The organism is Vaginella massiliensis, assembly GCF_900089075.1.
GTDB classification, from domain to species: Bacteria; Bacteroidota; Bacteroidia; order Flavobacteriales; family Weeksellaceae; genus Weeksella; species Weeksella massiliensis_A.
This window is the reverse complement of sequence record NZ_LT593747.1, coordinates 406,117-430,941: the sequence shown is the minus strand read 5'-3', so window position 1 is coordinate 430,941 and position 24,825 is coordinate 406,117. Positions and strand designations below refer to the sequence as shown.

At 37.6% G+C, this 24,825-nt stretch carries 21 protein-coding genes, 6 tRNA genes and 1 riboswitch; of the genes, 10 read left to right on the top strand and 17 right to left on the bottom strand.

Translation table 11 applies throughout. The features are described from left to right. Window positions 1-91 precede the first annotated feature (91 nt). From BN8061_RS09330 to BN8061_RS09320, 3 genes are all read left to right on the top strand, one after another. Window positions 92-640, top strand: a complete 549-nt coding sequence (locus BN8061_RS09330) for a nucleotide exchange factor GrpE (RefSeq protein WP_068598688.1) — start codon at window positions 92-94, stop codon at window positions 638-640. Window positions 641-654: 14 nt separating this feature from the next. Further along, on the top strand, window positions 655-1,770 hold the full coding sequence (gene dnaJ / locus BN8061_RS09325; RefSeq protein WP_068598686.1) for a molecular chaperone DnaJ: 1,116 nt from the start codon (window positions 655-657) through the stop codon (window positions 1,768-1,770). An 85-nt stretch (window positions 1,771-1,855) separates the two neighbouring features. Further along, on the top strand, window positions 1,856-4,471 hold the full coding sequence (locus BN8061_RS09320; protein ID WP_068598684.1) for a T9SS-dependent M36 family metallopeptidase: 2,616 nt from the start codon (window positions 1,856-1,858) through the stop codon (window positions 4,469-4,471). Window positions 4,472-4,544: 73 nt separating this feature from the next. On the opposite strand, the gene dnaB is transcribed toward BN8061_RS09320, so the two are convergent. From dnaB to BN8061_RS09305, 3 genes are all read right to left on the bottom strand, one after another. Continuing rightward, a complete protein-coding gene (gene dnaB, locus BN8061_RS09315) occupies window positions 4,545-6,125 on the bottom strand; it encodes a replicative DNA helicase (protein ID WP_068598682.1) in 1,581 nt (526 codons plus the stop codon). A 90-nt stretch (window positions 6,126-6,215) separates the two neighbouring features. Continuing rightward, window positions 6,216-7,169, bottom strand: coding sequence for an acetyl-CoA carboxylase carboxyltransferase subunit alpha (locus BN8061_RS09310; protein WP_068598680.1), 954 nt, complete (start codon window positions 7,167-7,169; stop codon window positions 6,216-6,218). Between the two features lie 132 nt (window positions 7,170-7,301). Beyond that, the gene (locus tag BN8061_RS09305; RefSeq protein ID WP_068599524.1) at window positions 7,302-8,480 is read right to left on the bottom strand and encodes an acetyl-CoA C-acyltransferase; all 1,179 of its coding nucleotides are present in this window, start codon (window positions 8,478-8,480) and stop codon (window positions 7,302-7,304) included. A gap of 102 nt (window positions 8,481-8,582) precedes the next feature. On the opposite strand from BN8061_RS09305, the gene BN8061_RS09300 reads away from it, so the two are divergent. From BN8061_RS09300 to BN8061_RS09285, 4 genes are all read left to right on the top strand, one after another. Beyond that, window positions 8,583-9,686, top strand: coding sequence for a M28 family metallopeptidase (locus BN8061_RS09300; RefSeq protein ID WP_068598678.1), 1,104 nt, complete (start codon window positions 8,583-8,585; stop codon window positions 9,684-9,686). A 262-nt stretch (window positions 9,687-9,948) separates the two neighbouring features. After that, on the top strand, window positions 9,949-10,521 hold the full coding sequence (locus BN8061_RS09295) for a hypothetical protein (protein ID WP_154662301.1): 573 nt from the start codon (window positions 9,949-9,951) through the stop codon (window positions 10,519-10,521). A 37-nt stretch (window positions 10,522-10,558) separates the two neighbouring features. Continuing rightward, entirely contained in the window at window positions 10,559-10,918 is a 360-nt protein-coding gene (locus tag BN8061_RS09290; RefSeq protein WP_068598674.1) for a ribosome-binding factor A, read from the top strand. Window positions 10,919-10,924: 6 nt separating this feature from the next. Beyond that, a complete protein-coding gene (locus BN8061_RS09285) occupies window positions 10,925-12,112 on the top strand; it encodes an ABC transporter permease (RefSeq protein WP_068598672.1) in 1,188 nt (395 codons plus the stop codon). A 66-nt stretch (window positions 12,113-12,178) separates the two neighbouring features. On the opposite strand, the gene BN8061_RS09280 is transcribed toward BN8061_RS09285, so the two are convergent. The 6 genes from BN8061_RS09280 to BN8061_RS09255 all read right to left on the bottom strand — a co-directional run bounded on the left by BN8061_RS09280 (window position 12,179) and on the right by BN8061_RS09255 (window position 12,782). After that, window positions 12,179-12,252, bottom strand: a tRNA-Arg gene (locus BN8061_RS09280). Between the two features lie 24 nt (window positions 12,253-12,276). Continuing rightward, a tRNA-Pro gene (locus BN8061_RS09275) sits at window positions 12,277-12,351 on the bottom strand. 19 nt (window positions 12,352-12,370) lie between these two features. Further along, a tRNA-Ser gene (locus tag BN8061_RS09270) sits at window positions 12,371-12,454 on the bottom strand. Window positions 12,455-12,483: 29 nt separating this feature from the next. Then, window positions 12,484-12,557 (bottom strand) — tRNA-Arg (locus tag BN8061_RS09265). A 24-nt stretch (window positions 12,558-12,581) separates the two neighbouring features. Then, window positions 12,582-12,656 (bottom strand) — tRNA-Pro (locus tag BN8061_RS09260). Between the two features lie 42 nt (window positions 12,657-12,698). Beyond that, a tRNA-Ser gene (locus tag BN8061_RS09255) sits at window positions 12,699-12,782 on the bottom strand. Window positions 12,783-12,924: 142 nt separating this feature from the next. Here BN8061_RS09255 and BN8061_RS09250 point away from each other — a divergent pair. Continuing rightward, complete coding sequence (locus BN8061_RS09250) at window positions 12,925-13,839, top strand: N-acetylmuramoyl-L-alanine amidase (RefSeq protein ID WP_235802729.1); 915 nt, start codon at window positions 12,925-12,927, stop codon at window positions 13,837-13,839. A gap of 74 nt (window positions 13,840-13,913) precedes the next feature. Further along, entirely contained in the window at window positions 13,914-15,518 is a 1,605-nt protein-coding gene (locus BN8061_RS09245) for a S8 family serine peptidase (RefSeq protein WP_068598668.1), read from the top strand. 48 nt (window positions 15,519-15,566) lie between these two features. Here the strand turns inward: BN8061_RS09245 and BN8061_RS09240 are convergent, their stop codons facing one another. Then, entirely contained in the window at window positions 15,567-16,073 is a 507-nt protein-coding gene (locus BN8061_RS09240; protein ID WP_068598667.1) for a DUF6973 domain-containing protein, read from the bottom strand. A 129-nt stretch (window positions 16,074-16,202) separates the two neighbouring features. Here BN8061_RS09240 and BN8061_RS09235 point away from each other — a divergent pair, with 129 nt between their 5' ends. Beyond that, window positions 16,203-17,549, top strand: coding sequence for a DEAD/DEAH box helicase (locus BN8061_RS09235; protein ID WP_068598664.1), 1,347 nt, complete (start codon window positions 16,203-16,205; stop codon window positions 17,547-17,549). Between the two features lie 111 nt (window positions 17,550-17,660). On the opposite strand, the gene BN8061_RS09230 is transcribed toward BN8061_RS09235, so the two are convergent. The 7 genes from BN8061_RS09230 to hemW all read right to left on the bottom strand — a co-directional run bounded on the left by BN8061_RS09230 (window position 17,661) and on the right by hemW (window position 24,811). Then, window positions 17,661-18,404: a hypothetical protein gene (locus tag BN8061_RS09230; protein WP_068598662.1), complete on the bottom strand. Its 744-nt coding sequence runs from the start codon at window positions 18,402-18,404 to the stop codon at window positions 17,661-17,663. 42 nt (window positions 18,405-18,446) lie between these two features. After that, entirely contained in the window at window positions 18,447-18,860 is a 414-nt protein-coding gene (locus tag BN8061_RS09225; RefSeq protein ID WP_068598660.1) for an acyl-CoA thioesterase, read from the bottom strand. Window positions 18,861-18,908: 48 nt separating this feature from the next. Further along, a riboswitch (adenosylcobalamin (AdoCbl) riboswitch) is annotated at window positions 18,909-19,049 on the bottom strand. A 148-nt stretch (window positions 19,050-19,197) separates the two neighbouring features. Next, window positions 19,198-19,977 (bottom strand): NYN domain-containing protein, encoded by a 780-nt coding sequence (locus BN8061_RS09220; RefSeq protein ID WP_068598659.1) that lies wholly within the window; start codon window positions 19,975-19,977, stop codon window positions 19,198-19,200. 507 nt (window positions 19,978-20,484) lie between these two features. Then, on the bottom strand, window positions 20,485-21,447 hold the full coding sequence (locus BN8061_RS09215; protein ID WP_068598657.1) for a hypothetical protein: 963 nt from the start codon (window positions 21,445-21,447) through the stop codon (window positions 20,485-20,487). Window positions 21,448-21,537: 90 nt separating this feature from the next. Then, on the bottom strand, window positions 21,538-22,773 hold the full coding sequence (gene rocD / locus BN8061_RS09210; RefSeq protein ID WP_068598655.1) for an ornithine--oxo-acid transaminase: 1,236 nt from the start codon (window positions 22,771-22,773) through the stop codon (window positions 21,538-21,540). 73 nt (window positions 22,774-22,846) lie between these two features. Further along, the gene (gene murI / locus BN8061_RS09205) at window positions 22,847-23,665 is read right to left on the bottom strand and encodes a glutamate racemase (RefSeq protein ID WP_068598653.1); all 819 of its coding nucleotides are present in this window, start codon (window positions 23,663-23,665) and stop codon (window positions 22,847-22,849) included. Window positions 23,666-23,686: 21 nt separating this feature from the next. Further along, a complete protein-coding gene (hemW, locus tag BN8061_RS09200) occupies window positions 23,687-24,811 on the bottom strand; it encodes a radical SAM family heme chaperone HemW (RefSeq protein ID WP_068598651.1) in 1,125 nt (374 codons plus the stop codon). Between the last annotated feature and the right edge of the window lie 14 nt (window positions 24,812-24,825).

Here is a 24,825-nt window from a genome sequence, read left to right as displayed (position 1 = left end):
AAATCGAAGGATGTTTTTTTTTATGACAATAAGACATAAAAAAACAGTTGGCAAACTATTTGAAAATTAAGACCACGAACAAAAACAAAGCATGATGTCAGAACAAAATATAAATAACGAATTAGATCATAACGAAGAAGTGAATCAAGGAAATATTTCACAAGAAAATGTAGAGGAAACTACTGATAACAAAGAACTTGATCTAATTAAAGAACAAATACAAAAAGAAAAAGATCAATATTTACGCTTGTTCGCAGAGTTTGATAATTACAAAAAAAGAACAAATAAAGAACGAATCGAACTATTCAAAACTGCCAACAAAGAAGTCATTTTGGCATTATTGCCTGTGCTCGACGATTTTCAGCGTGCATTGCCTACCATAGAATCTGGTACAGACGAAGCCATTTACAAAGGAGTTGAATTGATTCAGACCAAATTGCTCGATACGCTACGCCAAAAAGGACTAAAACCAATCGAAGTAAATGCTGGAGATGATTTCGACACCGATTTTCACGAAGCCGTTACCCAAATTCCTGCACCAACAGAAGAACTGAAAGGCAAAATTGTAGATGTAATAGAAACAGGATATTTGTTGAGCGATGTGGTAATTCGATATGCCAAAGTGGTAGTAGGAATGTAATCTAAAAAAAAATTATGTCTAAAAGAGATTATTACGAAATATTAGGAGTAGATAAATCGGCATCGGCAGATCAGATCAAAAAAGCCTACCGCAAAATGGCGTTGAAGTATCATCCAGATAAAAATCCGGGAGACACAGAAGCCGAAGAAAAATTCAAAGAAGCTGCAGAAGCCTACGAAGTATTGAGCGACGAAAACAAACGTGCAAGATACGATCAGTACGGTCATGCCGGAGTTGGCGACAACGGCGGATTTGGAGGCAGTGGCGGAATGAACATGGAAGATATTTTCTCGCATTTTGGCGATATCTTCGGTGGCGGATTTGGTGGTTTTGGCGGTGGCAGTCAATCGCGTGGACCTCGCCGTGTGAAAGGGACAGACCTTCGCATTCGGGTAAAACTTACGCTAGAAGAAATGGTCAATGGTGTGGATAAGAAAATAAAAGTAAAACGCCTAAAACAAGCCGAAGGCACAACCTCTAAGACTTGTCCGACTTGTAACGGTACAGGACAACAAGTTCGCGTGATGAATACGCCATTTGGGCAGATGCAATCGGCAACAACTTGTAGCACTTGCCACGGCATAGGTAAAGTTGCAGACCATATCCCACCTGGAGCAAACAATCAAGGTTTGATAAAAGTAGAAGAAACAATCGACCTTAAAATTCCAGCTGGAGCACGCGACGGAATCCAGCTCCAAGTAAGAGGAAAAGGAAACGACGCTCCATTTGACGGAATTCCAGGAGATTTGATTGTTTTGGTAGAAGAGATAGAGCACAATCTCTTGAAACGAGATGGCAACAATCTACATTATGATTTGTACATCTCTATACCCGATGCGGTTTTAGGAGGGTCTAAAGAAATACCAACCGTCAACGGAAAAGTAAAAATAAAGATTGACAAAGGAACGCAATCTGGTAAAGTTTTACGCCTCAAAGGTCAAGGAGTACCAGACCTTAACGGTTATGGTAAAGGTGATCTATTTGTACATGTAAACCTTTGGACACCAGAAAAAATTTCGAAAGAACAAGAAGAATTTTTCGAAAAAATGAGAGACGACAAACACTTCTCGCCCGACCCAAGTAAACAAAACAAATCTTTTTTCGATCGTGTAAAAGAAATGTTCAATTAATATAAAACCTTCATTCGAAGGTTTTTTTTATGATTAAAATTGGGTAAATGTTACCGAAAAGTTTACTTTTACCAAAATTAGACACATGAAGAAGAAATTTTTACTTTTATCATCTGTCGTTTTATTGAGTGTTCCAACATTTGCACAAGATTATAAAACACAGATCCAACAATTTTTAAATCAAAATCAATTCACCTCTACAGTATCAAATTTAGACTTTTCTATTGTAGAGACAATTCCGAACGCAAAAAACAAATCAGAACGAGTATTCGTACAATTCGAATATGAGGGAATTCCGATTTACAATGCCTATGGAAATTTTACATTCAAAGAAAATAATGTCTTGCATTTTGCTGGTAAAGAAAGCCTGAACTTGCAATCGAACCAATTCGCAAGTCAGAAAAATCAATTGAGCACTGCAGATTTATTGGACAAAGTCGGACAATATTTCAATCTGAGTACTTATGTAATTAAGAAAGACGAAACCATTAAAAACCAAGGCGTTTACGTATACGACGAGTTCGATTCTAAAATCTATTATTACTTGCATACCGATCAGGTTTATCACTTGGTAAAGGAATTTATGGTACAAGTAAAAACCGAAAAATCGAATGATGGGCATATGGTTTTGGTTGATGTAAATACTGGGAAAGTTTTACACGAGCACAGCGTTACCCTATCGTGTGATTTTCATCCACACACCTTTGCCAATTTCGAAGAAGATCAAAATAGCCAAGACTACAGTTGGTTGACGGCAGAATTTGCCATGGACAGCTCAGACCCAAAATACAAAGTTTTTGCCTTGCCAATAGAAGCGCCAAACGCGGGAAGCTCGAGTATCAACAGCTATTCGGCAATTGCCAATACCACCGCTTCGCCAGAGGGTTGGCACAAATATGCTGGAACCTTAGAACCCTCGACTTATGGTAACAATGTACGTGCCTCGCACGATCATTCGTCTGTTGGCTACAATTCGTACAGTGCCTATTCGGTGACCTTAGACGGTAAAGTAAAAGGAAATGATAATTATGAGTTTAATTTTGATTATAATCATAATTCACATCCTTTCAAATCAAAAGATGCTGCAACAACCAATTTGTTCTATATGAACAATATGATGCACGACATCATGTATAATTACGGATTTGATGAAGTGAATGGAAATTTCCAGAAAAGAAACTTTGAAAGAGGAGGTGCCGAGAACGATGAGGTCATAGCTTTAGCACAAACCCGATACAACGAAGGTGTACTGAACAATGCTACATTTGCAACTTATCCGGATGGATATTTGGCGAGAATGGCCATGTTTTTATGGAATCCGCCAGCGTCTTATGTAGAATATTTGGTATCGGTGACTTCGCCGTCTGCTATCGCAGGTAATTACCAAGGTGTGAAAGCTAGTTTTGGCCCTTCGTTAGATCAAACAGTTAGTGGAAACTTTGTTATCGCAAGAACAACTTCAGACAGCAGCACATATGAAGGCTGTACAACCTTATCGAACGCAACAGATATTGCAGGCAATATTGCCGTTATCCAACGCGGAAATTGTGATTTTGTGACAAAAGTGAAAAACGCACAAAACGCAGGAGCAAAAGCTGTAATCATGGTGAATAATGCTGCAGGAGATCCAATCGTGATGGGCGGTACCGATAGTACGATTACTATTCCATCGGTGATGGTAAAACAAAACGATGGAGCAAGTTTCATCAGCACTTTATCGGGCGGAACTACTGTTAGCGGTAGATTAAACGAATCAGACACACCGTATATAGATGGTTCATTAGATAACGGAATCATTGCGCATGAGTATGGACATGGAATTTCTACCCGTCTTACGGGACCACTCTCGAGCAGTTCTTGTCTGATTAACTTGGAACAGATGGGAGAAGGATGGAGCGATTATTTCGCTTTGATATTGACTATGCAACCAGGCGACACCAGATCCAAAGCTAGAGGAATTGGAACTTTTGCAATCAATCAAACCACACAAGGTGGCGGAATAAGACCAACAAAATATTCTACCGATATGTCGGTAAACCCTTCTACTTATGCCTATATCAAAAATTATGGTAATGCCGATTCTCCGCACCGTACGGGGTATGTTTGGGCAACCATGTTGTGGGATTTCACCTGGGATCTGATTGATAAATATGGTTTTTCACCAGATATTTACAATGGAACTGCTGGAAATAATATTGCCTTGCAATTGGTAATGGATGGATTGAAAATGCAACCGTGTAACCCAGGATTTGTCGATGGTCGCGATGCAATTTTGGCAGCAGACGAAGCGAACAACAATGGCGAAAACAAATGTGAGATTTGGTCTGCATTTGCTCGACGTGGATTAGGGTACAGTGCAAACCAAGGAAGCGCAAACTCTAGAACCGATGGTACTGCAGCATTCGATATGCCACCAGCAGATGTTCTGAATTGTGAATTATCAACAGCGAAAATTAGCTCAACCGATTTACAAATTTTCCCAAATCCGGTAAAAGACGTTGTTTACATTTCTGATACTACTTTCGGCCCAACTATCCATGTTGAAGTGCTAGATGTTACCGGTCGAAAAGTTGCAACTCAAACCCTAAAAGTTGCCGCTAGCAGAACGCAATTGGACACTTCTAAACTAGACGCGGGTGTTTATATTTTGAAAATAGACACAGGCAAAGAGATTGTGACAAAGAAATTGATCAAAAAATAATTTGCTAATCGTTTAAACCACAAAAAACTCCAAGAAATCTTGGAGTTTTTTTATTATTAATCTTATCAAATCTTTAAAACGGAAATTGATCATCTTGCTCGTCGGTAGTCTTGAAATCGTCTAAACCAGAAAACGAATCTAGCGGATTACCAGTTGGTAAATTGATGGCACTATCGAAAGTAAAATCACTATCTGCTCCAAATTCTTTTGTCTTATTCATCGAGCTCTGTATGGTAACTTCGTCAGAAAAACTAGACCGATCGAGATCGGTGAATTTTGCTTGCTCGTTGATGAAACGCAAACGCACATTCTCCAAAGCACCATTTCTATGTTTTGCAATGATAAATTCTGCTTGACCAGCGCAAGGGCTTGCATCATCATCATCCCAAACGTCTAATTTGTAATATTCTGGTCGGTAGATAAACGAAACAATATCGGCATCTTGCTCAATAGCTCCAGATTCGCGCAAGTCAGACAACAAAGGTCTTTTGCTCCCACCGCGCGTTTCTACAGAACGTGACAACTGAGATAGAGCAATTACAGGGATATTCAATTCTTTTGCAATGGCTTTCAAAGATCGTGAAATCATCGAAATTTCTTGCTCACGATTACCATTTGCCTTCCCTCCTGCCGTCATCAATTGTAGATAATCGATCAAAATCATTTTTACACCGTGTTGCGAAACCAGCCGTCTCGCTTTGGCTCGCAAATCGAATATCGAGAGTGCAGGTGTATCGTCGATATACAGTGGAGCTTCTTCTAATCCTTTTACCTTGGTAAAAAGCTGTTTCCATTCGTAATCTGCCAATTGTGCTTTTCTCAATTTTTCACCAGAAATACCTGTTTCACCAGAAATCATACGGGTAATCAACTGTACCGATGACATCTCCAGAGAAAATACAGCCACTGGAATTTTTAAATCTACCGTCATGTTTTTTGCCATCGAGAGAATAAAAGCCGTTTTCCCCATACCAGGACGTGCAGCAAGAATAATCAAATCTGATTCTTGCCACCCCGAAGTAATTTTATCGATTTCGGTAAATCCAGAGGGTAAACCACTCATCCCTTCTTTGGTCGACATGACTTTGATTTTATCGATCGCTTCGTGTACCAACGAACGTGCTTCGACATAACTTCTTTTTATACCGCCTTCAGTAATTTCGAATAATTTACTTTCGGTAAAATCCAATAAATCAAACACATCTGAAGTGTCGTCATAAGATTTTTGGATCACTTCTGATGAAATTTCGATTAATTTACGTTTGATGTAATTTTCTTGAATCGCACGGGCATAATATTCGACGTGGGCTGCAGAAGAGACCTTTTGGGTGAGTTGTATCAAATAATAATCCCCACCTATAAGATCTAATTTTCCGTTGATTTTCAATTCATTAGAAACGGTCAACAAATCTATCGGTTGCGAATCATTAAACAATTTCTGAATCGTGGCATAGATCGCTTGATGTTCTGGTCTGTAGAAAACTTCTGGTGACAAAATGTCGATGATTTCATCCAAACCTTTTTTATCAATCATCATGGCACCCAAAACGGCTTGCTCCAACTCAACTGCCTGTGGTGGTAGTTTTGCCTTTTCTAGACCGATGATATTTGCTGCTTTAGAAATTGTTTTATGTTCTTGATTTAGTTGTTCCATAGATGACCAAAATTAACTAAAAAACGAGATAATCATGGTTAATTATCTCGTAATTTATAAAGATTGTTTTGTTGATTGAATGTTAACAACTTATTCGCTGTACTCCCCAAAAGCAATAAATCGGTCTTGGCGTTGTTTCGTTAATTTTTCTGTCGAAAGTTTTTTAAGCTCATTGTAGGTCGAAACAATTTTTTCACGTACCGTATCGTAAGTGGTTTTCGGGTCGTAGTGCGCTCCTCCCAATGGTTCTTTGATGATGTCTTCGATCAATCCTAACTCTAGCATATCTGGTCCCGTCAATTTCATTTGAGCGGCTGCTTGTTCTTTATAGTCCCAAGATCGCCACAAAATAGTCGAACAGTTTTCTGGTGAAATGACAGAATACCAAGTATTTTCTAACATGAATACCTTATTCCCGACGCCAATTCCTAATGCACCACCACTTGCACCTTCACCAATTACAATAGTGATGATGGGTACGGTAATTTTTAGCATTTCGTAGATGTTGCGGGCAATGGCTTCACCCTGTCCACGTTCTTCGGCTTCTAATCCTGGATAAGCACCTGGAGTATCGATAAACGTTACAATCGGAATATTGAATTTCTCTGCCAACTTCATCAACCGTAAAGCCTTGCGGTAGCCTTCTGGATTTGCCATACCAAATCTGCGGTATTGTCTTTCTTTGGTGTTTTTTCCTTTTTGTTGTCCGATAAACATATAGGTCTGATCTCCTATTTTTCCCATACCGCCCACCATTGCTTTGTCGTCTGCATAGTTTCGATCACCATGTATTTCGACAAAATTATTATTGGTGATTCCGTAGATATAATCTAAGGTATAAGGTCTTGACGGATGACGAGACAATTGCACTCGTTGCCACGGAGTGAGATTCCCATAGATTTCTTTTTTCTTTTGTTCTATCGCAATCTCTATTTCTACACACGCTTGTTTGATGTTCACACCACTTTCTGCTCCCACAACTTGGCAACTTTGAAGTTGATCCATCAAATCTTTTATAGGTTGTTCAAATTCTAAGTATTCCATAATGACTTATTAGCATTTTAGCATTCTAATCTTACAAAGATAAAAGGTTTTATCTAAACTAAGTTCAGAAATTTGTTGAAACAAAAAAGCATTTTCATCATCTTGAAAATGCTCTTTTATATTCTATTGAAATTAAATTCGTTCGATCATCAAAGCAGAGGCTCCTCCTCCTCCGTTACAAATTGCTGCAACGCCTACTTTACCATTGTTTTGCGCTAAAACATTCAACAAGGTTACCACAATTCTAGACCCCGAATTTCCTAGTGGATGTCCAAGAGAAACTGCTCCACCATTCACGTTAATTTTAGACGAATCTATATTTAACAATTGTGCGTTTACAATTCCGACAACAGAAAAAGCTTCGTTGAACTCCCAAAAATCTACATCTGCTGCGCTCGTGCCTGCTTTTGCAAGTAATTTCTCTACCGCTTTTGCTGGTGCAGTGGTAAACCATTCTGGCTCGTGCGCCGCATCGGCATAGGCAACTACTTTTGCCAATGGTTTCAAACCTAATTCGTTGGCTTTTTCGGCAGACATCAAAACCAATGCAGAAGCACCATCATTGATGGTTGAGGCATTCGCTGCCGTCACTGTTCCGTCTTTCGAGAATACAGGGCGTAATTCTGGTACTTTGTCGAAACGTACATTTTTGTATTCTTCGTCTTCTTTTACGACTACTGGTTCGCCTCTGCGTTGTGGAATTTCTACTGGAACCACCTCATTATCAAACTTTCCAGCTTCCCATGCCGCCGCTGATTTTTTATATGAGTTGATGGCAAATTCATCTTGCATCTCGCGCGATATGTTGTGTTTTTCTGCACAGGCATCGCCACATGTTCCCATCATTTCTTTGTTGTAGGCGTCTTGCAAACCATCGGTTACAATTCCGTCCAATAAAGTGGTATTACCATATTTATTTCCAGTGCGGGTGTTTGGTGAGTAAAAAGGTACCATCGACATGTTTTCCATACCTCCCGCGACTACAACTTCTGCATCGCCCAAGCGAATCGCTTGCGCTGCCAACATTATCGCTTTCAATCCAGAAGCGCATACTTTGTTTACAGTGGTTGCCGGAGCCGAATTTGGTATTCCTGCTTTTATCATGGCCTGTCTTGCTGGTGCTTGCCCTTCGCCCGCTTGCAAAACATTTCCCATATAAACTTCGTCTACCAACGAAGGGTCTAAATTTACTTTATCCAATGCTCCTTTGATGGCGATAGAACCCAAAGTGGTTGCTGGTACGCTCGACAAACTTCCTAAAAAAGAACCCATTGGCGTTCTCGCAGCTGAAACGATCACTACTTCTTTCATTTTGATGTGTTTTTTTCTGAATTTTAAATTATTGACCTGCAATATAGGATAATTTATTGGCTTTTTTTAATCAAATTTGTTTGTGTTTAATTCAGAAATTCAATGAAATATTTTCTCAATCTTCTGCTGCTGCTTTTCTTTTTCGGAAAAGGTGTTGTGTCGGCTCAAAATATCAATTTCGAAAAACGAGCCATCAAAACTTTAACTTCGAAAAATTTTTCTGGTCGCGGATATGTAGACAATGGCATGCAAAAAGCCGCTTTTTTTCTTGCAAAGAAATTTGGTAAAATGAAATTGAAATCTTTCGACCAAAATTATTTTCAGGAGTTCGAGTTTCCGATCAATTACATCGAAGAGGCAACATTAGAATTCAATCATCAACCATTGTTGTACGGAATAGATTATATCGTTTATCCAAATTCTGCTTCTCATCCCAAAGAAAACGCGACGAATAAAGTAAAATACATTTACGATAACGCTCAAAAACTAGCAAGTCTGAGCACTTCACAAAGCGATTCGACCACCTTGATCATCGATGAAAAATGGAAAAACCTGCATCACGAAATGACCAAAACAGAAGTAAAATCGAGTTTCAATCCAAAATTTCGAGCGCAAAATATCATTGGATATTTGGAGGGGAAAGAGAAAGATAGCCTCATCGTAATTACAGCGCATTACGATCATTTGGGTAAGGTGCAACAGGTGATTTTCCCTGGCGCGAATGACAATGCAAGCGGTGTAGGCATGCTTTTGGGTTTGGCTAAACATTTTGGCAAGCAACCACCAAAACATACCCTAGTTTTTATAGCTTTCGCTGCAGAAGAAGCCGGCTTGATTGGCTCACAGTATTTTGTAGAAAACCCGCTGTTTGATTTGAACAGGATAAAAATGCTCATCAATCTCGATATTTTGGGTACTGGAGAAGACGGAATACAAGTTGTAAATGGTACGATTCACGCAAAAGAATTGGAGGTTTTGCAAAGCATCAATCGTGAAAATAAATATGTGCCGCAAATTAAAACTCGTGGCGAAGCCTGCAATTCGGATCATTGCTTTTTTCATGCATTGGGCATCAAGAGTTTTTACATTTATACGCTGGGTGCCAAAAGTTATTATCACGATCCTCGAGACGATTACAAATCGTTGAGTTTGGATAAATTTGCCGAAATAAAACAATTGCTTATCGATTTTGTAGAAAGGATCTAAAAAAAATAATCCCCGAAAAAGGGGATTATTAACCAACCTAAACTACTATAAAAACTCTCAGTTATGTTTACATAACGTAAAACCTAACTTTATGAATAAATTATTTGAGGTGCGAATTTATAAAACATTTTATTCAAATCAGTATTTAGACAAGGTTAAATTTCTACTTTTATCAAAAATTTAACATTTTTGACCTAATTTTTAATCAAATTTACGTTTATTATTGGGTGATTTGTCCAAAAATGATCAAATTGAAAATCAGATGAACATTAAAACATATTTTGCTCTACTCGCTACTTTTTTTGTTATCTGTCTATCGGCTCAAGAAAAAAACGTTTTTCAGATAAAGCATGAGTTATACAACTATATCATCGACGACCTTAAAAAACAATTTGCCCCTACGGTAGATTTGGAAGTGTGGTTGGATTCGCAATCGATACAATTTGAAGAGATTTCTTTTGACGAATATGGTATAAAACTGCTTCATCCTTATTGGGTTGATGAGCAAAGTTTTTGTGAAAATAAAATAAAAATCTACTGCAAAGGAAAAATCGATTTAGAAATGCTCGAAATTCCAATCATTTATCAACCCAATTTGGAGCATCTTTACCCCAAATATATTCTGATTCATCAGCCTATAGATGCTTGGTATCGATTAATTTATCAATTGAACAAAAAGAAATATTTGGTTGACTATGATGAGGCGTTCGAATTAAAAATTCCAATAAAACAGCTTGAAGTAAAAAAGCAAAAACAAGTGGAGACTTACCTCTTATACACCTTGAAACTGAATAAAAGATTTGAAATAGAAAAGGCAACAAAGAGCAATTTTTGAGATAAATGCCTACCTTTGTACCTTAAAAAAATAAATTTTGGATAGCAATAGACAACAGAAAGTCGGTAAATTATTTCAAGAAGAATTAGCAGAAGCTTTTCGTAAATGGGCGGTAGAATTTTACCCCGGAAATTTGATCAGCGTTACAGAGGTGAATGTTTCGCCAGACTTGGGTGTTGCCAAAATCTACCTGAGCATCTTCCCCAATGATAAGAAAGACGATATTTTGAAAGAAATCATAACACAAACTCCAACTTTTAGAGGGATTTTATCTAGAGGCGCTTCGAAACAAATGCGTATTACGCCAGAGTTGATCTTCAAATTGGACAATACACTTGACGAAATCGATAAGATAGACCGAGCATTACAAGGCAAAGGCAACAATCCTATTTTATAATTTCGAATGAGAAATATTCCGTTTTACATTGCTCGCCGTTATTTTTTTTCGAGCGCTAATACCAATGCGGTGAACATCATCACCTCGATTGCAGTGATTGCCATCTTGGTCGCTACCGCAGCATTATTTGTTATCTTGTCGGTGTTCTCGGGCTTAGAAACGATGAACCTGAAATTCTACAGCAATGTGAATACAGAAATCAAGATTAGTCCGGCAAAAGGCAAGGTTCTCCCTGCAATTGAAGAAGTCGAAAAACAGTTGAAAAACAATGCCAATGTCGTTTCTTTTGCTAAAGTAATCGAAGAGAAAGTATACATCCAACACAAAGATTTCGAAGATATTGCCTATCTAAAGAGCGTCGATGAGCAATTTCTGAAAAATTCTAGAATTGATACTGCTGTGTTTGCGGGTCGTGTTTTCCACTATGATGCAGCCCCCAAAGAAATTATCGCTTCTGAGGGCATTGCATCACGATTGCAACTTTTTGTAGACGGACAAATCCCTGTAAAACTCATCATGCCAAAACCGGGCACCAATATTCTTAAACGCGAAGAAGATGCGTTTGTTTCGTTGGAAACTTATAATGCTGGGGTATTTTTTTGGAACGATCAGTACGATAAATACATCTTTGGCCCATTAACCGTAGGGCAAACATTGCTCAATTTATCGCCCGAAGATGCATATGCAATTGAAGTCAAAACCAAAGGAACTAAAGACCTTTCGTATTATAAAAAAACATTGGCCGAAAGTTTAGGTTCGGCCTATTTGGTACAGACACGAAAAGATTTAGATTCGGCTTTCCTCAAGGTGATGAACATCGAGAATTTGATCATCTATCTCATTTTCACCTTAGTCATCATCATCGCTTGTTTCAATCTAGCAGGAACCATCATCATCATTATACTAGACAAGAAAGAAGAGATAAAAACCATGTTTAGTTTCGGGCTTACAAGATCTGGCGTTAGACTTATTTTCTTTTACACTGGATTGATCATTACCGCCATTGCTATGGTTATCGGACTTATCATAGCAACGATACTTGGCTTTATCCAAATACATTATCCCTTGGTGTATGCTGGGCCGTTGATTCCTTTTCCTTTCGAATTTGCCCTAAAAAATTATCTCATTGTGATGCTTACCGTAATGGGAATCGGAAGTTTTGTAAGTTGGTTGATGGCTAGACAGGTGAAATAACCGTAAAATGAAACGCTAAAAAATAAAAATCCTGATTATTTTCATCATAATCAGGTATTTTTTTTGTGATCGCGAAGGGATTCGAACCCCTGACCGTCTGCTTAGAAGGCAGATGCTCTATCCAACTGAGCTACGCGACCAATCCAAATTTTCTAATAAAAAAGTCGGGGTGGCAGGATTCGAACCTGCGACCTCCTGGTCCCAAACCAGGCGCGATGACCGGGCTACGCTACACCCCGTAATTCTTTAAAAAAAAAGCGGAGAGACAGGGACTCGAACCCTGGCATCGGTTTCCCGATGACAGATTAGCAATCTGCTCCATTACCACTCTGGCACCTCTCCTATGCTACACTATAACGTTATCTATCTTGTGATCGCGAAGGGATTCGAACCCCTGACCGTCTGCTTAGAAGGCAGATGCTCTATCCAACTGAGCTACGCGACCAATCCAAATTTTCTAATAAAAAAGTCGGGGTGGCAGGATTCGAACCTGCGACCTCCTGGTCCCAAACCAGGCGCGATGACCGGGCTACGCTACACCCCGTATTTTATAGAAAAAACGTTACAAAAAAATAAAGAACTACTGCGGAGAGACAGGGACTCGAACCCTGGCATCGGTTTCCCGATGACAGATTAGCAATCTGCTCCATTACCACTCTGGCACCTCTCCTATACTTTGAAATGTTCATCTCAAAAGCGGTTGCAAATATAAAGGGAGATTTCATTCTTTACAAGTCTTTTAAGAAATATTATAAAAAAAATACTTTACTTTTGGTGTCTCAGAATTAACGTAATACTATAAGAATATGAATATGAAACAATTGCTATTGGCAAGTGTTGCGGGGATGATGTTGCTGTCATCTTGTGGAACAAAAACAGTGAAAACGAAGACGAATACCATAACCAAAGTAATCCGTGATACTATTTTCATTAATCAAAAAACAGAAAAACCTGAAATCGCTCGTTTTGCTAAACTAGATCATTATAAAATCAACACCAATTATTATCCAGCTTATGGACATGACGAACGAATTCGGCACCTAGTTTTACATTATACCTCTTTAGATGAAGCGACTTCGCTACGTGTGCTTACCCAAAAAGAAGTGAGCGCACATTATATCGTTGGAGATGGCTATGATGATGAAATATATGGTATAGTAGATGAAACGAAACGCTCTTGGCACGCGGGTGTGAGCAAATGGAAAACACTCGACAATATCAACTTTTCTTCTATTGGAATAGAAATAGTAAACCAGTCGAATGATAATAAATTGGGTGGTATTGATTTCAGATATTATCCAGAACACCAATTCAAGAAAGTTGCACAACTGTGTAAAGATATCGTAGAACGATACAAAATAGAGCCCACCAATGTAGTCGGTCATTCTGACGTTGCCCCAGGAAGAAAACATGATCCAGGACCAACATTCCCATGGAAAAGATTGTACAAAGAATACAATGTGGGTGCGTGGTATGAAGATTATGACAAAGAAATGTTTTTGTATCAATACCCATACGATATCAATTCGTTTGCCTTTATCCAACAGGTGCAACGAGACCTCAATAAATACGGCTACAACATTTCGGTAACCGGATTTTGGGACGATCAGACCAAAAAAGTAATTCAGGCATTTCAATACCACTTCAGACCTGAGAAATATGATGGGCTACTTGATGCTGAAACTTGGGCAATTTTACAGGCTTTGAATAAAAAATATTCTAAATAAAAGTTAATAAATCAATTTTTTGTAACAATTTGCACAGCATTTGCAACAAATTGAAAAATCTTAGAATTTAATTTATGAAAAAAATAGTATTCAGTCTCGGACTGGCTCTGATGTTATCTACCGCTGCATATTCACAAGTAGACGAAAAGGTAGATCTGAAGTCTTGGCAACATCTAAGTTTGGAAGACACAGGTGTCTATGGGGTAAATACCCAAAAAGCCTTAGACTTTCTGAAAGCAAAAAAAAGAAAACCAAGCAACATTACTGTTGCAGTTTTAGATTCTGGAATAGAAGTGACGCATGAAGACCTCCAAGACAATATCTACACCAACCAAAAAGAAAAAGCTGGTAATGGTAAAGATGATGACAAAAATGGGTATGTGGATGATATTCATGGTTGGAATTTCATTGGTGGTGCTAATGGAAATGTAGATGGGGATACATTAGAATTCGTGAGAATTTATAGAGAATTGATTCCACTATTTACGGGTGAAAACGCAGAATCAAATCAGAAAAAATTTCCTGAAAAATATAATTTATACAAAGAACTCAAACAAAAGTACGAAACCGAATTAGCAGAAGCCAAACTCTATACTGCACAATTTGAAGAAATACTCAATCGTATTAAAGAACCACTGCAAACATTGGCAGCTAAACACGGCGACATTATTCTTACACAAGAAAACCTACAAAAAAACAGAAAAACTTTCGAACCCTATCAAGATGCTTTATTGGTTTTTGGTATGGTAAGTGAAGAGGTGTGGAACAATCGCAAGCTGAAAGACTTTTCGAATGATATATTGAAAGACCTCGAAGAAGGGGTGAAATATTATTCAGATAAAATCAACTACCATTTGAATCTGAAAGATGATTTCCGTGCGGTTGTTGGCGATAATTATGCAAATAAAACCGAGCATTTATACGGTAATGCAGATGTAGACGGACCAGACTCGAATCACGGTACGCATGTAGCGGGTATCATTGCCGCAAAACGCAACAACCATATTGGGATCGACGGTATTGCTGGAGATGGATATGCTAAAATAATGAGTGTGCGCACGGTGCCAAATGGTGACGAACGCGACAAAGACGTTGCAAATGCCATTCGCTACGCGGTAGACAACGGTGCAAAAATTCTGAACATGTCTTTTGGTAAGGCCTATTCTCCAGAAAAAGAATTGGTTTGGGACGCATTCAAATATGCAGAGTCTAAAGGCGTGCTTTTGGTAAAAGCTGCAGGTAACGAAAACTTGAATGTCGATGAAGAAAATAATTTCCCAACTATTTTCAACGATAAAGGCGAAGTGATAGCCCACAATGTCATTACCGTAGGCGCTAGCACGGTTGATCCTCTAGTTCTGAAATCAAGCTTCTCGAACTATGGTAAAAAATCGGTAGACGTTTTTGCTCCTGGGTCTGATATTTATTCTGCGGTACCTACTCGCGAAGGCAAATACCAATCGAACAGTGGAACATCGATGGCATCGCCAGTTGTTGCTGGTGTTGCGGCCTTGGTTTGGGCACATTATCCTAAACTCAGCGTAAAAGAAGTAAAAGAAATTATTTTGCAATCGGTCAACAAAAACGATCAATTGACAGATTATTCTGTGACGGGTGGTGTTGTAGATGCTTACAAAGCGGTACAATTGGCCGAAAAAAAATATGCAGGTAGAAAATAATTCAAAAAAAAGAATAACGCTAAAAGACCAGTCAAAAACTGGTCTTTTTTATTTGTTCCAATTTTTAAGGAAAACCAACTCATCAATATTCGAAGATATTTCTGAAGCAGTTTCCAGACCAATAGCGTGTTGACTCTTTTCTACTAATTTCTTCATCAATTTTCGCTTTGGCAGTTTTTCTTCTTTAGAATGTTCAATATAAAATTTTCTTCCGATTTCGTTGTTGTGCAAATCCATCAAACGATCGAAATCATTGGTGTTATAAAAAACTTCTTCGTGCAAATTGGTGATCGATTCTGCCCAATCCATCGCTTTCTGTTTCGTGGTGAGGCATTCTACATTTTTGGCAATCAACACTGTCCAAGACGCGTGTCGAAAAGCATTAGCAACTCCTCTACCGCTATGATTTTCATCAAAATACAATTCAGAATAAATAATAGATTCTACCGTAGCCAATACGGTCGGAATCAAAAATAAAGGCTTGGACAACATCGCCAAAAACAAACGCTGAGTTTTACGAAAAGATAAGTTTTTTATGATTTTGAAAAGTGTCATCAAACTAAAGTATAAAAATAAAGTTGAGTTTGCAAATAAACGGCTGTCCGACTATTTTAAAGGTTAAATTTCTTGACTTCTCATCGATAAATTGGATGATTTACAGTATTAAACCTTTATCTTTGCCAAATGGAGAACACATTCGATCAATTCGATTTGCCGAAACAGCTTAGCAAGGCTATAGAAGATTTGAAGTTGCTAAATCCGACACCCATTCAGCAAAAATCCTTTTCGCCCATTATGTCCGGAAGAGATGTCATGGGAATTGCGCAGACAGGTACAGGAAAAACGCTTGCCTACCTCCTACCATTGCTCAAGCAATATGCATTTTCGAAAACCGATCAGCCCAAGATTGTAATTTTGGTTCCGACTCGCGAATTGGTCGTGCAAGTTTGCGATTTTCTAGAGCAGTTAACCACGTATATGAATGTACGTGTTCTTGGGATTTATGGTGGCGTAAACATCAATACGCAAAAAGTTTTGGTCTACGAAGGTCTTGATATTTTGGTCGGTACACCTGGTCGAGTTTTGGATTTGGCAATCGACAATGTTTTGTCTTTCAAAGAGATGAAAAAATTGGTAGTCGATGAGTTTGATGAAATGTTGAGTTTAGGATTTCGACCGCAACTCACGCATTTGTTTACCATGATGAACGAGAGACGACAAAACATTTTATTTTCGGCAACCATGACCGATTTGGTCGACGAAATGCTGAATGAATACTTCAAGTCGCCGATCGAAATATCTTTAGCAAAATCTGGAACTCCATTAGAGAAAATCGATCAAACAAAAATTCAGGTCGAAAACTTTAATACCAAATTGAATCTTTTGATCCATCAGCTAAAAACGGATGATTCTTTGGAAAAAGTTCTGATTTTTTCGAACAACAAAAAACATGCAGATCTTATTTTCAATCGGTTAGAAGAATCATTTGAATCTGAATTTGGTGTCATCCATTCCAACAAGTCACAAAACTTCAGGTTGCGAGAAATGGAACGCTTCAGAGATGGAGATTACCGTGGAATTATCACCACCGATATCATGGCAAGAGGTTTGGATTTCCCCGATGTGAGTCATGTTATCAATTTCGAAATTCCAGAAATTCCAGAACAATACATCCACCGAATCGGACGAACCGGAAGAGCCGACAAAACTGGAAAAGCAATCGCTTATATGAGCGAAAAAGAACAGCCGTTGATTGTGGAAATAGAAAATCTGATGGACAAAAAGATTGAAGAAAATGATTTTCCTGCGGATGTTAAAATCAATCCGATCAAATTAGCATTTGAGAAAGAGGTTGTCAAAATGAAAAATCCGATCCAAATCAAAATTCAAGAAAGAGGCGATGCTTTCCATGAGAAAAAAGATAAGAACAAAAAGGTAAATTGGGGTGGTCCCTCTAAACGAAAACCAGCGAAAACCAAGCCTAAAAATAGAGGTCAACAAAAGCAAAAAGCACGGAAGAATAAAAAGTAAAAATTCTAACTTTATTACCCGTATAGCATTTTTAGCCCTAACCCAAATCAATCAGATTCAAACCTTTCTGATAATGAGGATAAAAAAAGATTCGGGCTAAAAATGTAAATTTTAATTAAGAAAATCCAAAGAACTCGATCTTTCGCCAGTTTCTACATTGATGATATCGAATCGCTTGTTGGAGGTAAAAGATCCCATATCGGCATCGCTATTCACCATTACACCTCCGTTGAGCACAATGTACCGACAATTGAATTGCGTGTTTGCGACCAGTTCATTTATTCGTTTGTCAATGGCTTCGTAAATCACCTCGGTTGCCTCGAAAATTGAATTTTCTGCTCGAAAAATTCTTTCCTCTTCTGGTAAAATAATCTGCTCGATCGTATTGATTTGATAATCTAAATCATCATAATAATCCTTCTCGATTTTATGAGCCTTCAAATTTTGCAAAGCACCTATAGAAGCACCACAACAGCTGGTGTTGTAGAATTGTCCGTGCCGATTGATTTCGCCCAAAACACCTTCTTTGGTAATCCCAATATGAGGACCATAATATATGAATGCTGCCCCATTTTCGGGCACGTGGCTCGAGAAAGCCTTCATCCCACTGAGTCCTGCAAAAGGAAAACCACTAAGTCCGCCCAATTTAAAGGGTCCTAAGAATTCTTTGGCACGAATCGGGAATTGAATACTGTTGACATCGTCGCTACAAATGCTATCGGCAAACATTACCGTATTGGTCTCCACCAGCAATTCATCTTCAAAAAAATCGATTACTTTGTTGATGTTGTCAATGGTCGTCTTGGCGTTGGAATACCATTTACGAACAATTTTTAATTTATCTCGTTTTAACATGAGACAAATTTAAGACCTATAAAATGGTTTAGCATCAAAAAATTAAATAATTGGAACAGGTTTTTTATTCTCGTTGATGGCAACCAGAGTAAAAGTTCCGCTTATAGCATGTTGCACTCCTTCTTGATACATACTTTCTACCCACAAATCAACCTTCACATCGACGCTGGTATTGCCTATTTTCACTACCTCTCCTTGTAGTTTGATGATGGTGCCACTTGGGATCGGATGCGTAAAATTGATTTTGTTGCTACTTACCGTAACGATAGGTTTTTTGGCAAAACGAGTCGCCGTAAGAAATGAAACTTCGTCCATAAGACTCAACACATTACCCCCAAACATGGTGTTGTGGTGATTGGTATCACCAGGGAAAACAGCTCTGAAAATCACTGTTTTAGAATTCTCGATTCTCTCTTTGTGAAGAATCATTTTGTCTTCAAGTACTTGATCTTGCATAGTTTATTTTTTTAATTTTTAAACGGAATAAACTATACTTTCGTAGAATAATAGTAATTACTTTAACCGCGAAAGCATTGTCTAAATGATTCGAAAAAAGACCTGACTTAGAACTTGGTTCTTCACAGTTGCGCGACAGTTTAGGATTTACACCCAATTCCATTTTCGAACAGGCAAATATACATTTTTTTATTTTCGAATCAATTTGTTTTCTGGCAAAGACCTTATAGATGCCTATTTTAGGAAGAAAGCTTAAATGTTTTTAAAAAAAAGTTCTGCTTTGGTTGAATTTATTAATAATTTTATTTTCAGCTAATTAATCAATTAATTAAGCTTGCTATTTTCGTTTTACCAAAGGATGATTCAACGAACCGACCTCGTTTCGAATCACTTCGTATTCCTCCAAGTTTTCGAATAATTTGGTCAACGACCCAAAATTATAAGTTCGGGTATCGAAACTCGGATCTATCTTTCGAATGTTTGCTCCCACGGTTGAGATATGTGCAATTTCGCTTTCTCCGGTCGAGATATCAAAAGCTTTTTCGATGGTTTCGTGATCCCTATCCGATAAGAAGCTTGTCTTTTTTGTAGTGATTGGCGCAACTTTGATTCTTCTCGTTGATGAAGTCGTTGATTTGCTTTTCACCTTTATTTCAGGTTCTTTTTTCTTCTCTGGTTTTGGAGAAATATTTTCGGTAAAGGTGAAAATATCACACGATTTTACAAACGATTCTGGCGTTTTCTTCTCACCTATTCCCATAACAAATAAGCCCTCTTCTCGAATGCGCTTTGCCAAACCAGTGTAATCGCTGTCGCTAGAAACAATGCAAAATCCATCGGCATTTTTGCTGTGCAAAATATCCATTGCATCGATAATCAGCGCACCATCGGTTGAATTTTTTCCAGTGGTATAAGAAAATTTTTGAATTGGATTGATCGAATGTTGATTGATCAACGATTTCCAAGAATTCATGCTATTGGATGTCCAATCTCCATAAATTCTGCGGATGGTGGCTTTCCCGTATTTAGAAACTTCTTCAATTGTTTCTTTCAACAATTTGGCTTGGGCATTATCGCCATCTATCAAAATGGCTATATTAAATTTTTTTTCACTCATATTTTTATCTCCGAAATTAGTTTCATCTAAGGTAAGGATTATCCTTCTTCTTGATCGTTTATTTTAGATAATAGATGAAATAAAAAGCGTTAATGAAATTCATTAACGCTCGAGAATTAGTAACTAATGGTTTTTTAATCAAAATTGAATTGATTTTCGAATAATCTAAAAGATTTCATTTTAAAAAAACCATCAGCGGCATCTTTTTCTGTCAACATCAATACCAAATAATAAGATTCTTGTGGTACTTTGTTAAAATAATTTGATTTTATGACTGGTTCACTAATATATGATCTTGATTTTATAGGATCAAAAGCAACATTAAAAATCTCAAAACCTTAGAATTCAGACTCTCCATCATACAATTGGGTTATATAATACAACGAAATTTTCAGTTCGTTCGTAGGCTTCGAATCATGGTTTACAATCTTATTCTGTTACTCATTAATAAAATAAATAATACTTTTTACAAAATCACCTAGGTTTAAGTTTATTTTTTGTTTTCAATTAGTTTATTTCAAGTTTTTTGTCAAAAATATAGATTGAGTTAAAAATATAATGATTATTTTCTTTTTCTACGACCTGAATAATTGGGTTGTAAGAACCTTTTGGAACTAGATTCTGAAGGCTCGATTTAAAGGTAAAATTAGTCAGAGCCGTTCCAGCTTCTAAAGGGTCCACTTCAAATTCGGCCACATTGTAGCCTTTTGCAGCTACACCTGGTAAATAATTCTCGACTAAAGACAGTCTCAAACGTATAGGTTTTGAAGATGATGATGAGATATTTTTTAAGAGAGCTTCTTCACCACCTAAATTTACCATAAAATTTTTATAATCGATATTCAGTTGCAATTGTCCTTCCAATTTAACAACGGTCAGGTAAAACGGTCTATATTCTATTGGCGCAAACTCAACTTTGTTGATTTCTTGAGTTGCAGTTGTTTCATTTACTCTGTCAGAAGGATGTGTTGTTGCTAACATTTTTTTCTCTTCAATTTTACCATCATTCAAATCTATGGCATTCAATATCTTAATGTCTGCTAAATTACTATTCAATTTTAGGACAGGATAATACGTTCCACTCTCAAACTTTTTTAAAAGATTCTCCTCAAACTGAATATAGACATTCTGAATTTTTGATCCATTACCACCTATTCTCCCCACATTCAAATCTCCAATCTTATTTTTTTTACCGAAATTGGAATTGTTCAACTCTTCTTCCGATAGCAAATAAAGAGTTAATTTGAGGTATGATGAAGGTTTTAGACTATGATTGGTAATGGAACTCCCGTAAACATAGAACGTATTTTTCTCCTTTTTGATAACCCAATTACCATCGAGCGTAATTAGATTATCTACATTTTTCTGAATTTGATGTGACTGAGCAAGATTTGTAGGAGTTTGAGCATGACCATCTATTACAAAAACAAATAGGAATACTAAACTGAAAAGTGTAATATATTTTTTCATATTTCTTGTTTTTTTAGATAGTTATCGTTCATAAAAATTTTCATGACTAGGACCAGTGCAAATTTTGTACCTTAATTTATTGAGTTTCTATTATTTAAAATTTTGAGCTGTCTTTCTGATGATTTCAATACACTCGATTAGTTGATCTTTTGTAATGACCAACGGTGGTGCAAAACGAATGATATTGCCATGTGTTGGTTTTGCCAACAAACCATTTTTGGCTAATGCTACACAGAAATTCCATGCAGTTTCACTTTCTGGAGTATCGTTTATCAACAAGGCATTGAGTAATCCTTTTCCTCTAATGGCTTTGAATAACGCAAACTCGTCAACCATTTTTTGCATCTCATCTCGAAAGAAATTCCCCAATTCGAATGCTTTTTCTGCTAAATTTTCATCAAGTACTACTTGCAATGCTTCTTGCGCAATGGCACAAGCCAATGGATTTCCGCCGTAGGTCGATCCGTGTTGCCCTGGTTTTATTACATTCATTACGTCATCATTTGCCAATACTGCCGATACAGGATATACGCCACCCGACAAGGCTTTCCCTAGAATCAACATCGATGCTTCTACTTCTTCATAATCAATAGCAAGCATTTTACCTGTACGCGCAATTCCCGTTTGGATTTCGTCTGCAATAAACAAGACATTATGCTCTTTACAAAGGGTTTCGCATGCCTTGAGGTATCCTGCTGGTGGCACATAAACACCTGCTTCTCCTTGAATTGGTTCTACCAAAAATCCACAAATTTTGTCACCATGCGTAGCAAATACTTCTGCCAAAGCATCATGGTTACCGTATTCTACCGAAATAAATCCTTTGGTATAAGGGTTGAAGTTTTTTCTCGCTTCTTCATCATTAGAAAACGAAATAATGGTGGTTGTTCTACCATGAAAATTGCCGTCGCAGACTACAATTATGGCTTCGTCATTCGGAATTTGTTTTACTTCGTATCCCCATTTTCGAGCAATCTTTAGGGCAGTTTCTACCGCTTCTGCTCCAGAGTTCATAGGCAATAGTTTGTCGAAACCGAATAATTGCGTAACGTATTGTTCGTATTTTCCTAATTCTGAGTTATAAAAAGCACGAGAGGTTAAGGTCAATTTTTCTAATTGCTCTTTTGCTTTATTGACAATCCTTGGATGGCAATGCCCTTGATTGACAGCTGAATAAGCCGATAAAAAATCAAAATATTCTTTACCTTCGATATCCCAAACTTTAGCCTCTTTTCCTTTATCCAAAACTACCGGAATCGGATGGTAATTATGAGCACCGTATTTTTCTTCTAAATCAATCAGTTCTTGAGAGGTAAATGTATTCATTTGATGTGTATAAAATGTTTTGGTTTCAAAAATACAAATACAATCGTCGATTTAAAAAAAAAAGTAATATTATTTATAAAGCTTCCAAAATGTTGTCTAAATTTTTCTCGATCAACGCTATTTTATTTCCAAAAAAGCGTTTCGAAATTCTATTGAAGTTTTCGGTATAATCTGATAAATAAAAGGCGTAAGTAGGCGCTTCGTTTTGTGCTAATAATTGTCGCTGTTGCAACTGGTGATAAAGATAATTCACCACGATCAGCGGCGAATCGATGATTTGAACTTTCCCTTCAAATACTTGTTCTATCTCTTTCTCCAACAACGGATAATGTGTACAACCCAAAATCAACGAATCGATACCTTCGAGTTTTTTATTTTTCAGATAAGCTTCGAGAATAGACCTCGAAATTGGGGTATTGCAAAATCCTTCTTCGATTACCGGAACCAGCAATGGGGTTGCGAATTCTACGACCTGGATGTGTTTGTTGTATTTGCGAATCGATTTTTTGTAAAAGTTAGATCCTACAGTCGCTTTGGTCGCAATCACCCCGATTTTACTTCTCAATTCGAAGGCCACTTTTTCTGCTACCGGTTTGATTACATCGACCACTAAAATATCGTCACCTGCCACTTCTTTGATCTCGTCTAACGCATTGGCTGTCGCAGAATTACAAGCTATTAAGATTGCTTTACAATTCTCTTTTTTCAGAAATGCGGTAATTCTTTTGACATAATTTTTTATGGTATTAGGAGATTTTTCACCGTACGGTAAATGCTTCGTATCTCCGAAATAGATTAAACTTTCTTGCGGTAAAAGACGTTTTATTTCTTTGGCAAAATTCAATCCGCCAACTCCAGAATCAAAAACACCAATGGGGCGATTATCATACATGGGTACAAAAATAAACAATTTTTAAACGTAAAATAAGCTCGCCGCTATTCCGTCGGTGTAAAATCTATTTTCTTCCAGAATTCTTACAAATTGAGCTTGCTGAACAATTATTTTTTCGTTCAACAATTTAGTTTTTTCTTTATTGTATTCTTCTACAATATAAGCTGGAAAATTAGCATACACAAAATCTTCATCTATCCCTCTATTGGTTCTTAATGATATCATAATGTATTCATTATACCGTTCTACTTCACTCAGCAGTTCAACTTTATTAGGCAAAGATTCTGTTGCAATAGTTTTCATATACTTGGCGTTATTTGCAATATTCCATTTTCTACATTTACCATCAAAACTATGAGCCGAAGGTCCAAACCCAAAATAAGGTTTTCCTTTCCAATAATTGCCATTGTGCAAGGCTTGGAATCCAGCTTTGGCAAAGTTTGAAATTTCGTAATGTTCATACGCATTTTCTTTCAGTGTTTTCTGCAGCATCGAGAATTGTCGGTTTTGTTGCTCTTCATCGATTGCCAAACTCAATCTGTTTCGGATTCGATATTCTAACGCCGTCTTCGGCTCAACCGTAAGCGCATACGAAGAAATATGTGGAATCCCTAAGTCAATGGCGAAGTCTAGATTTTGCTGCCACATCTCATCGGTTGTCGTTGGCGCACCATAAATGAGATCGATGGTAATGTTTTCGAACCCTGCGTCTTGCACTTTTTTTATTGCATTCAGCGCTTCGTTTGCTTTGTGAGCTCGATTCATGTACGCTAAATCTTCGTCAAAAAAAGATTGAATTCCGATACTAAAGCGGTTGATTGGTGAATTTTTGAGCTGACGGATGAATGCGGTATGCAAATCGTCTGGATTGGCTTCCAGCGTGACTTCTTGCAATGGTGAAAGGTCAAATTCGTTTTGCAACACTTCGAAAATGGATTGAAGCTGCGCTTGTGTGAGCAAACTTGGCGTTCCGCCACCAAAATAGATGGTTTCGATTGGCGATGAAATCTCGGCTTTTCGCAAAACAATTTCTTTGCAAATGGCATCGATCATTTGATTTTGATATTTTCGATTGGTCGAAAAATGAAAATCGCAGTAAGAACACCGCTGCTTACAAAAAGGAATATGAAAATATAGTCCGCTCAAAATTAGATTTTAAT

What these genes read in the sequence shown, in the direction of transcription:
- BN8061_RS09240 (WP_068598667.1), bottom strand. Translation starts at nt 16,073, where the DNA reads ATGACACTTTTCAAAATCATAAAAAACTTATCTTTTCGTAAAACTCAG.
- BN8061_RS09300 (WP_068598678.1), top strand. Translation starts at nt 8,583, where the DNA reads ATGAAATATTTTCTCAATCTTCTGCTGCTGCTTTTCTTTTTCGGAAAA.
- BN8061_RS09220 (WP_068598659.1), bottom strand. Translation starts at nt 19,977, where the DNA reads ATGAGTGAAAAAAAATTTAATATAGCCATTTTGATAGATGGCGATAAT.
- BN8061_RS09215 (WP_068598657.1), bottom strand. Translation starts at nt 21,447, where the DNA reads ATGAAAAAATATATTACACTTTTCAGTTTAGTATTCCTATTTGTTTTT.
- rocD (WP_068598655.1), bottom strand. Translation starts at nt 22,773, where the DNA reads ATGAATACATTTACCTCTCAAGAACTGATTGATTTAGAAGAAAAATAC.
- BN8061_RS09295 (WP_154662301.1), top strand. Translation starts at nt 9,949, where the DNA reads ATGAACATTAAAACATATTTTGCTCTACTCGCTACTTTTTTTGTTATC.
- BN8061_RS09330 (WP_068598688.1), top strand. Translation starts at nt 92, where the DNA reads ATGATGTCAGAACAAAATATAAATAACGAATTAGATCATAACGAAGAA.
- dnaJ (WP_068598686.1), top strand. Translation starts at nt 655, where the DNA reads ATGTCTAAAAGAGATTATTACGAAATATTAGGAGTAGATAAATCGGCA.
- BN8061_RS09225 (WP_068598660.1), bottom strand. Translation starts at nt 18,860, where the DNA reads ATGCAAGATCAAGTACTTGAAGACAAAATGATTCTTCACAAAGAGAGA.
- BN8061_RS09305 (WP_068599524.1), bottom strand. Translation starts at nt 8,480, where the DNA reads ATGAAAGAAGTAGTGATCGTTTCAGCTGCGAGAACGCCAATGGGTTCT.
- dnaB (WP_068598682.1), bottom strand. Translation starts at nt 6,125, where the DNA reads ATGGAACAACTAAATCAAGAACATAAAACAATTTCTAAAGCAGCAAAT.
- BN8061_RS09250 (WP_235802729.1), top strand. Translation starts at nt 12,925, where the DNA reads ATGAAACAATTGCTATTGGCAAGTGTTGCGGGGATGATGTTGCTGTCA.
- BN8061_RS09310 (WP_068598680.1), bottom strand. Translation starts at nt 7,169, where the DNA reads ATGGAATACTTAGAATTTGAACAACCTATAAAAGATTTGATGGATCAA.
- BN8061_RS09285 (WP_068598672.1), top strand. Translation starts at nt 10,925, where the DNA reads ATGAGAAATATTCCGTTTTACATTGCTCGCCGTTATTTTTTTTCGAGC.
- BN8061_RS09235 (WP_068598664.1), top strand. Translation starts at nt 16,203, where the DNA reads ATGGAGAACACATTCGATCAATTCGATTTGCCGAAACAGCTTAGCAAG.
- BN8061_RS09230 (WP_068598662.1), bottom strand. Translation starts at nt 18,404, where the DNA reads ATGTTAAAACGAGATAAATTAAAAATTGTTCGTAAATGGTATTCCAAC.
- murI (WP_068598653.1), bottom strand. Translation starts at nt 23,665, where the DNA reads ATGTATGATAATCGCCCCATTGGTGTTTTTGATTCTGGAGTTGGCGGA.
- BN8061_RS09320 (WP_068598684.1), top strand. Translation starts at nt 1,856, where the DNA reads ATGAAGAAGAAATTTTTACTTTTATCATCTGTCGTTTTATTGAGTGTT.
- BN8061_RS09245 (WP_068598668.1), top strand. Translation starts at nt 13,914, where the DNA reads ATGAAAAAAATAGTATTCAGTCTCGGACTGGCTCTGATGTTATCTACC.